The organism is Psychrobacillus sp. NPDC096389 (genome assembly GCF_044762855.1).
Taxonomy (GTDB): Bacteria; Bacillota; Bacilli; order Bacillales_A; family Planococcaceae; genus Psychrobacillus.
On record NZ_JBIWFB010000014.1, the window covers coordinates 44,448 to 52,964 of the forward strand.

The window sequence follows — 8,517 nt, forward strand, 5'->3', positions numbered from 1 at the left end:
TGAGAATAAAAAAATGGCAACTTTCCTATCCAAATAAAAGCAGCCAAAGATGTAATTTTGGCTGCTCAGTCCTTCTCTTTCACATTTTCGCCTTTTCAATTGGAAAGAGGTATTCCCCTTCAATATAGTATCAACATATTACTAGCACGAGCTCTGCAAATAAAAAGCAAGAAATACCTGCTAAAAGCGATAGTGTGCCAAAATCGCATATTCGGAGAGCAACCATGATGTCGCATATTTAGACCATGCTCCTTTAAATACCCACAATAAAATTATCGAAAATGACGTTGTTATTATTTTGTCTAAGGCGAACTAAAACTGTTCTAGTGAAAAATAAGATACTTACCCCCCATATAGTGAAATGGTATTAGTATAAATTAACTAATCTGCACACATATTCTTAGTTTATGTTTAACTACCTAAATTATTAAATAAAATGGTTATTATTCCAAAATAATGACTTTTTTTAAATTTATTAATCAAATTTTTATCTATTAATATATTATTTGATCAAATTTTTATGATATAACGCAATGTTTTTCATAATTTAATTATTGACGTAAATGGTAGTACTTGGTATGATTATATATATGTAATAGATTTATGTCGAAAAATGACGAAAAATTTGAACTCTTGAGAGGAGAAAACTATTATGAAATCTACAGGTATTGTTCGTAAAGTTGACGAATTAGGACGCGTAGTTATTCCAATTGAACTTCGCCGCACACTAGGAATTGCAGAAAAGGATGCTCTAGAAATCTACGTTGATGACGATAAAATCATTCTAAAAAAATACATGCCTAACATGACTTGCGCTGTAACTGGTGAAGTATCAGATGATAACCTTCGTCTTGTTGGCGGTAAACTAATTCTAAGCCCTGAAGGTGCAGAATTACTAATTAAAGAGATTCAAAATAACTTAAAATAATAGAAAAACATCCGCATTCTTTTTTAGAATACGGATGTTTTTATTTATTCTATGTGATAAGTTTGATAAACGTCTCTTTTTGGCAAACCTCTTTGGATTGCTACTTCTTTAATAGCTTCCTTCGTCGTAAATTGTTTTTCTTCTATTATATTGTTCACATGTTCCTCTATACTTAACTCTTGCCACCACGGTACATCTGATTCATCTAAAGGAGCTTCATTATTACCATTTAATACAATGCAAAATTCCCCACGAATTTCATTTTGCTCTACCCAGTTTACCGCTTCATCAATTGTCCCTCTTAGAAACTCCTCAAACTTTTTTGTCAGTTCTCTCGCTAATACAATTTGACGAGTGCCCTCCATAATTGACTGCATATCTTTTAAGGAATCCTTTAATCGATGAGGCGATTCATATAAAATTACAGTCTCTTGCCTTTTTTGAAGCTGTGTAATCTCTGCTTTTCTTTCTTTTTTATTTCTACTTAAAAATCCGTAAAAGAAAAAAGGCTGTGTCGATAACCCTGAAGCAATTAATGCGCTTAGTGCTGCATTTGCTCCAGGGACCGGAATGACCGCAAACCCCTCACTAACCGCTTTTGCAGCAATGTCTGCACCAGGATCTGAGATACAAGGAAGTCCAGCATCACTCACTAACGCTATGCGTTTTCCCTCTCTCAACAAATCTAATATCTTTTCTCCTCCGGCTTGCTGGTTGTGATCGTGGTAGCTCATTAAAGGCGTCGCTATTTCAAAATAATTACAAAGTTTTTTCGTATTGCGTGTATCTTCTGCTGCAATCATGTCTACTTCTTTTAATATTCGAATAGCACGCATTGTCATATCTTCTAAATTGCCGATAGGCGTTGCAACTAAATATAAACTGCTACTTTGTTCGTGCTCAGTCGATTTCTGAGATTTCATCCTTTATTTGCCCTCCCATATAATGAATCTTTTGCTTCCTCGATAATTGCTTAAAAGCATATTCTGCTTGCATTGCCTCACGTTTCGTTTCAAATGTTTCATTATATATACAGATAACGGGGCGTCTTGCTCGTGTATACTTTGCACCTTTTCCTTCATTATGCACCATAATTCTTTTTGCTAAATCATTCGTATAACCAGCATAGTAGGAACCATCCATGCATTCTAAAACATAAAATGTATGAATCTTTTCATTCTTTTCCATATAGCATCTCTTTTACTTCTTCTGTATATTGACCATCTGCACCATATACATATAAAGGGGGTAAAATTTTTAAATCTGGCTTCCCGTCTTTTATTCCTTCTATTAATAGTGTATTTGCTTCTTTTCCTTCTTTTGGATAAACAAATCGAATACGTTTAGGCTCCAGTCGATTTGCTCTCATCGCTGTTATAATATCAAGTAATCTTCCAGGTCGATGAACAAATGCAGCCTTTCCACCTTGTTTTAATAGTTCGCTTGCAGAAATGACTGCTTCTTCTAGCGTGAGATGGATTTCATGCCTAGCAATCGCTAAATGTTCTTTTAAATTCCGTTCACTTGCTTCATGGGCTGGAAAATAAGGCGGATTACAAGTGACAACATCGTACTTTTCCGATCCAATTTGTGTAGCAATACCTTTAACATCACCTTTTTGAATCATAATTTGTTCTGAAAGTTCGTTATACTCTACACTTCTTGTCGCCATATCTGCAAGTCTTTCTTGTAATTCAATGCCTATTATTTCTGCTTGCGTACGGGCACTTAAAAATAACGGAATGGCACCATTACCAGTGCATAAGTCTACTATTTTTCCTCTTTTAATCGGTACATATGTAAACCTTGCCAATAAAACGGCATCCAATGAAAATGAAAAAACTGATGGGCTTTGAATAATCCGTAAATCCTCTGCCAATAAATAATCGAGTCGTTCGTCATCCTTTAACCATTGTTCCATAATTGATTCCTCCAAGCAAAACAAAAGACTGACACCCTCTTTTGGAGTGGCATCAGTCAATTGATCATACGTTTTGTTTATTTAAAAATGATAAGCAAAATAGACAATCTTCTTCTTTTCGAGAACTTCCAAAATGAACATGACAAACATGATAGCCTTCTTGATAAAGTCGTGCTAAATTATCATGACCTTCTCCAATATCAGCTTTGTTTAATCTTTCTTCTCGAACTTTCTCATTTAATGCTTCTTTTTCATGCATTTCATCGAGTCTCTGTCTTAAATGGTTATTCTCTTGTTGTAGCGTTTGACGTTCCTCTACCATTATCGCCACAAATTCTTTTAAAGCTCGAAATTGCAGCTGCGTGGACTCTAATTGTTTTTCAAATTCTATAATTGTATCTAAAAAATTACGGTCCATCACACATTCACCTCATTGCCCCGACCATTGTACCGGATTTTCCGAATGGCTAATAATTTCTTCTAACGTGTAATCTAATACTCTCTGGGGATCATTTAACTCTATACGTAAAACCCGTTCTAAAATATTCATACTTACTACTCTTCCAAATCCATCGGGCGTTTCGATTTTATCACCGATGTCAGGCATTTGTTCTCTTGCTTCTTCATATTCATCATTTTCATACTTTAAACAACACATTAAGCGTCCACATAAACCTGATATTTTAGATGGATTCAATGATAAATTTTGATCTTTTGCCATTTTAATAGATACTGGTTCAAAATCACCTAAAAATGTAGAACAACAAAGCATACGTCCGCATGGACCAATGCCCCCTAGCATTTTAGCTTCATCGCGTACTCCAATTTGTCTTAGTTCAATTCGAGTTCTAAATACTGAAGCTAAATCCTTCACTAAATCACGAAAATCTACTCGACCTTCCGCAGTGAAATAAAAAATAATTTTGTTTCTGTCAAACGTATATTCAACATCCACAAGCTTCATCTCTAAAGCTCTTTCTAGAATCTTTTCAGTGCCTAATGCCAAAGCTTGTACAGATTCTAAACGATTTTCTTCCACTTGAATTCGATCTTTCTCCGTAGAAGGTCTGACTACTTGTTTTAAAGGAAGAACTACATCATGCTCGCCTACTTGTTTGATCGGTACTACTACTTTGCCGTACTCAACCCCTCTAGCGGTTTCTACAATAACGTAATCATCCTTCTCTAACGCAAAATCTACTGGATCAAAATAATATATTTTACCCGCTTTTTTAAAGCGAACTCCTACAACATTATACAAAAGTAAATACCTCCTGCAAGTTTAGCATTAATTGCTCCATCATCAGTGTCCGGTTCATGTTCTTATGCAAGTTTTGTTTTGCATGTAAAATTATTTCTAATTGTTTGGATAATTGCTCATACGTAGTATGCAGGGCAACTTGCTTCCAATAATGAACCATATCGGGATAAGTACAGACTGCGATGTTACTTGCTTTTATAGCTACTATATCACGATAAGCGAATAGGAGTAAATCTAATGCTTGCTCTGCTTGCTCCTTCTCTTTAAGCAATGGGCCAAAGTCTTCATGAATACACATTAATGCTTCTTGCACACTTTTTCCACTCGCTTCAACCAATTTTAACACTGATTTCCTTGCAAGTCCAAATTGCTCGTCCTTCGCTAATTTTATCGCTTCCTCGACTTGATTCGTCATCCGACAAACAGTAGAAGCCATCGATTCAGTTATTCCTTCTTCTATAAGTCTTTGTTTTAGAACGGATTGCGGCATAGCAGCTAAACTTAAATGCTGACATCTAGAACGAATGGTTGGAATGAGTGCATGCATTCTATCCGTTAAAAGAATCGCCGTTATTTCACTCTGTGGTTCTTCTAAAAACTTCAATAATGTATTAGCAGCACTAGCATTCAATTGATCTGCTTGATGGATAACATATATTTTACGACCAGTTTCAATAGCTGTTTTACTCATTTCATGTATTAAGTCATCTATTTGACCACGCTTAATAAATTGTCCATCTGGTTCAAGTTCCATAAAGTTTAGATGATTAGCGGATTTTAATCTTTTACAACTTCTACATGTTTCACATGGAACATTTTCGTTTCGGTTCTCACATAATATAAGTTGTACAAAAAACTGCATTACCTTTACTTTGCCAGTACCTTTTGCACCTTCTATGATATAAGCATGCCCAATTCGGTTCTTCTGAACAATTGATTGAATTTGCTTAATTGCTACCGGTTGTAATTTATCGACTTCATCAATTGACCAGTCTTCCATATATCTCACCTTCTTTATTATCGAATGCTTTTATCATTTGCTTAAGTAAGTTCTAAAAAATCCCGTGTCTCGCAGGTGGCGAAAACACGGGAAGTTTACGTGTAAAGGTTAACAAGTAGACCTTTTATTTCTCCAATTTTATCTAATAGATCAATGGAACTTTTCTCCTGGTCTAAAATCTCTTCAGCTAATTCTACTAACTTCTCATCAATTGTCTCAACAATCTTCAACTTCCTACCTTCACCAAAACGATTCCACGTATGGGATTGTTTTAACCCCATTCCAAAATCTACGGCTTCTTGTAGAAACTTTCGAATTAGCATTTTAAACTTTGCCATATCACGCAAATTTCTTGATCGTGCAAGGCGATCCCCTGCCGTTGATATATCTCCTAGCAGTTTTGTTATTGTTTCCGTCTGCATTTTTTGTTCATGTCTAGTGATCATTTGTCCAAAGTTTGTAGATCTTGGACCATTATGAATGGAATCTTTTCTTACTTTATCTATACCTACTCGTACATCTTGATTTATCTTCAACTTTTTCTACCCCTTCCTTCATTATTAAAAATGATGGAATTGTTCAATCGGCAGAACAAATACTGTAGCTCCTCCTACTTCAACCTCTACTGGATATGGAATATACGAATCTGCATTTCCTCCCATTGGAGAAACAGGCGCAACCATTTGCTCTCTTGCTCGACAATTATCTCTTATCAATTCTAAAGCCGAAGCTACTAATGAGTCCTCGGTACCGATTAAAAAAGTAGTATTTCCAGATCGTAAAAAACCACCTGTACTCGCCAGTTTTGTCGCTCTGAACTTCGCTTTCGTTAAAGCATTGGACAATCGGTTACTATCCTGATCTTGCACTACTGCTACTATCAATTTCATCGATACTCACTCCTATTGTATTTTCTTCTTTTTATTATAACATGAATTATCTAACTATTTCTAATTCGCTTTTTACAATTTGGTATACATCTTTTAATACTTCATCAACTGAACGAGAAGCATCAATTACATCTATACGTTCTGGATACTGTTCAACTAATGATAAATAACCTTCCCTTACTTTTTCATGAAATGTTAGACTTTCTACATCTAAACGATTCTTTTCGCGGTTTTCATGGGCGTTTATCCTGGCAAGCCCTACACTTGGTTCAATATCGAATAGAATCGTTTTGTTTGGCATTGTATCGCCTATTGCAAACTTATTTATAGCTAATATTTCTTCCACACCAATACCTCTTGCAAAACCTTGATATGCAAGCGAACTATCTATAAAACGATCGCATATTACTACTTTTCCAGCTTCAAGAGCAGGCTTTACTTTTTCAACTAAATGCTGTCTTCTTGCTGCAGCATACAGTAAAGCTTCCGTACGGCTTTCCATCATTGTATGCTTATTATCTAAAATTATGTTTCTAATTTTTTCAGAAATCATAATCCCACCAGGTTCTCTTGTCATTACAACGTCATAACCCTCTTGTGTTAATTGTTCTCCAAGTAAATTCATGACGGTTGTTTTTCCAGCCCCTTCAGGACCTTCACTAGTTATAAAATACCCTCTTTTTTGCACTATTAATCCTCCACTACATATATTAACTTTTCTACAAGTCTATGTTCTCCTTGAAATACCGCACCCTTATCCAACCATTCTTCTAATTCAGTTAGCATTGAAACTGTGATTTTCTCGCCTGCTATTAAAAGAGGAATTCCTGGTGGATAGGGAATCAGCATTTCTTTTGCTATTCTTCCGATCGAACGGGTATATGGAATCCATTGACCTTGCTTTTCATTCAATACACCGACACTCATATGTAATGTTGAAATAGGATATTGAATAATCGGTTGGATTTCTCCAGGACTATTTGGCAACTCTTTTCCTAATTGATCTACTGCTTTCTTTATACGCTTTCTAATATCTGCAAATGGATATTCATGCTCTCCCTTTAATAAAGGCAAAATAACTAATACTTGATGTGTATCCGCTAATTCTACATAAATATTCTGCGCTTCAAATGCTTTTTGTACTTGGAAACCAGCATACTCCCCTACTCGTATTAATAATTTAAGTGGATCGTCTACTTGCACTATTTCCAGACTAGATATAGTTTGTAACGCATCGATAAATAACTTTCTTCTATCTATAAAATGTTTATAATCTATTTCATTGTATCTTTCGACATAACTTCTTGCATCATCCAGTGAAGCTAATAAGAGATAGGAAGGACTGCTTGATTGTAGCATTCGCAAATATTTATTTATCTTATTTAATTTGACTAACTTCGAATTAAAATGTAAAAAAGATCCCATCGTTAGTGCTGGCAATGTTTTGTGAGCCGATTGAACAACTACGTCTGCTCCGCACATTAATGCAGACTTGGGAAATCCCTTATTCACACGGAAATGTGCCCCATGAGCTTCATCCACTAAGACCGGCATATTATTCATATGACATAAATCGATAATATGGTGCAGATTAGAAGAAGCAACCCCATAATAACTTGGATAGGTTAGTACAACGGCTTTAGCCATAGGATACTGCTGTATGGCTTTATCAATAACTTCCAATGAAACATAAGATGCTGTTTTCGTTCGCTCATCCCATTCTGGTGCAACAAATATAGGTTCAGCCCCGACTAATTCAATCGCATGAAAAATAGATTTATGAGCATTTCTTTGTACTATAATTTGCTCACCAAACTGACAAGTAGCATAAATCATTGCTAAATTTCCTACAGTCGTTCCATTGACTAAAAAATAACTTTTCTGCGTTTTATAAGTTTCTGAAAGTAGCTGCTCTGCTTCTTTAATTGCTTCTTCTGGATGATGATAATCATCTAATCCACTTAACTCTGTCAAATCATACCGCATAGTTTCTTTTAATACATTTGGCAAGTTTGATAAAAGTCCGTTCTTATGTCCAGGTACATGAAAAGAAACACTTCTTTTGTTATGAAATTTTTCTAATGCCTCGACTAACGGTCGTTTTTCCTGCATGTTATACTACCTCACAATATCGTTTCTAACCATCTTCTTTTATTATACATGAATAGAGCATTTTTATGTTTTCCAGTTACTTATATAATGGTACTGCTTTATAAAATACTATGTAGATAAGAGATTAAACAACCAACTGAAATACTATTGTACCTCAAGTATAATTATCTAATTAAATTATGTTTTGTTTCAAAATATATGATTCAAGTTGTTCAAATCTGCCTTTTAAATACCATGATTATTCCTTACTGGTGGTTAATCTTCTACAAATAAAAAGGAAGCCGCTACCGATTACTCGGTAACGACTTCCTTTTAATGTGCCCAGCGACGTCCTACTCTCACAGGGGGAAACCCCCAACTACCATCGGCGCAAAAGAGCTTAACTTCCGTGTTCGGTATGGGAAC

The 8,517-nt window shown here is 35.3% G+C and carries 11 protein-coding genes and 1 rRNA gene; 1 reads left to right on the forward strand and 11 read right to left on the reverse strand.

Translation table 11 applies throughout. From position 1 onward, the window contains the following. Positions 1-652 precede the first annotated feature (652 nt). Positions 653-928: a transition state genes transcriptional regulator AbrB gene (locus ACIQ38_RS22265; RefSeq protein ID WP_142540905.1), complete on the forward strand. Its 276-nt coding sequence runs from the start codon at positions 653-655 to the stop codon at positions 926-928. 44 nt (positions 929-972) lie between these two features. On the opposite strand, the gene rsmI is transcribed toward ACIQ38_RS22265, so the two are convergent. The 11 genes from rsmI to rrf form a co-directional block, all read right to left on the reverse strand. Beyond that, the gene (gene rsmI, locus ACIQ38_RS22270) at positions 973-1,851 is read right to left on the reverse strand and encodes a 16S rRNA (cytidine(1402)-2'-O)-methyltransferase (RefSeq protein WP_402828610.1); all 879 of its coding nucleotides are present in this window, start codon (positions 1,849-1,851) and stop codon (positions 973-975) included. Beyond that, complete coding sequence (locus tag ACIQ38_RS22275; protein WP_402828613.1) at positions 1,829-2,116, reverse strand: GIY-YIG nuclease family protein; 288 nt, start codon at positions 2,114-2,116, stop codon at positions 1,829-1,831. Before ACIQ38_RS22275 ends, rsmI begins: the two co-directional genes overlap by 23 nt. Then, positions 2,103-2,849, reverse strand: a complete 747-nt coding sequence (locus tag ACIQ38_RS22280; RefSeq protein ID WP_402828616.1) for a tRNA1(Val) (adenine(37)-N6)-methyltransferase — start codon at positions 2,847-2,849, stop codon at positions 2,103-2,105. The genes ACIQ38_RS22275 and ACIQ38_RS22280 overlap by 14 nt, the downstream gene beginning before the upstream one ends. A gap of 64 nt (positions 2,850-2,913) precedes the next feature. Beyond that, on the reverse strand, positions 2,914-3,267 hold the full coding sequence (gene yabA / locus ACIQ38_RS22285) for a DNA replication initiation control protein YabA (RefSeq protein ID WP_185908019.1): 354 nt from the start codon (positions 3,265-3,267) through the stop codon (positions 2,914-2,916). A gap of 12 nt (positions 3,268-3,279) precedes the next feature. Beyond that, positions 3,280-4,110: a PSP1 domain-containing protein gene (locus tag ACIQ38_RS22290; RefSeq protein WP_402828621.1), complete on the reverse strand. Its 831-nt coding sequence runs from the start codon at positions 4,108-4,110 to the stop codon at positions 3,280-3,282. After that, positions 4,103-5,110 carry a DNA polymerase III subunit delta' gene (gene holB, locus ACIQ38_RS22295; RefSeq protein WP_402828624.1) on the reverse strand — a complete coding sequence of 336 codons (1,008 nt, stop codon included), beginning with the start codon at positions 5,108-5,110 and terminating at the stop codon, positions 4,103-4,105. Before holB ends, ACIQ38_RS22290 begins: the two co-directional genes overlap by 8 nt. 95 nt (positions 5,111-5,205) lie before the next feature. Next, complete coding sequence (locus ACIQ38_RS22300; RefSeq protein WP_402828627.1) at positions 5,206-5,646, reverse strand: YaaR family protein; 441 nt, start codon at positions 5,644-5,646, stop codon at positions 5,206-5,208. Positions 5,647-5,670: 24 nt separating this feature from the next. Beyond that, complete coding sequence (locus tag ACIQ38_RS22305; protein WP_142540898.1) at positions 5,671-6,000, reverse strand: cyclic-di-AMP receptor; 330 nt, start codon at positions 5,998-6,000, stop codon at positions 5,671-5,673. A gap of 46 nt (positions 6,001-6,046) precedes the next feature. Further along, positions 6,047-6,688, reverse strand: a complete 642-nt coding sequence (tmk, locus tag ACIQ38_RS22310) for a dTMP kinase (RefSeq protein ID WP_402828631.1) — start codon at positions 6,686-6,688, stop codon at positions 6,047-6,049. Positions 6,689-6,690: 2 nt separating this feature from the next. Then, on the reverse strand, positions 6,691-8,112 hold the full coding sequence (locus ACIQ38_RS22315) for an aminotransferase class I/II-fold pyridoxal phosphate-dependent enzyme (RefSeq protein WP_402828633.1): 1,422 nt from the start codon (positions 8,110-8,112) through the stop codon (positions 6,691-6,693). A gap of 319 nt (positions 8,113-8,431) precedes the next feature. Then, positions 8,432-8,517 (reverse strand): 5S ribosomal RNA (rrf, locus tag ACIQ38_RS22320); the annotation flags it as partial.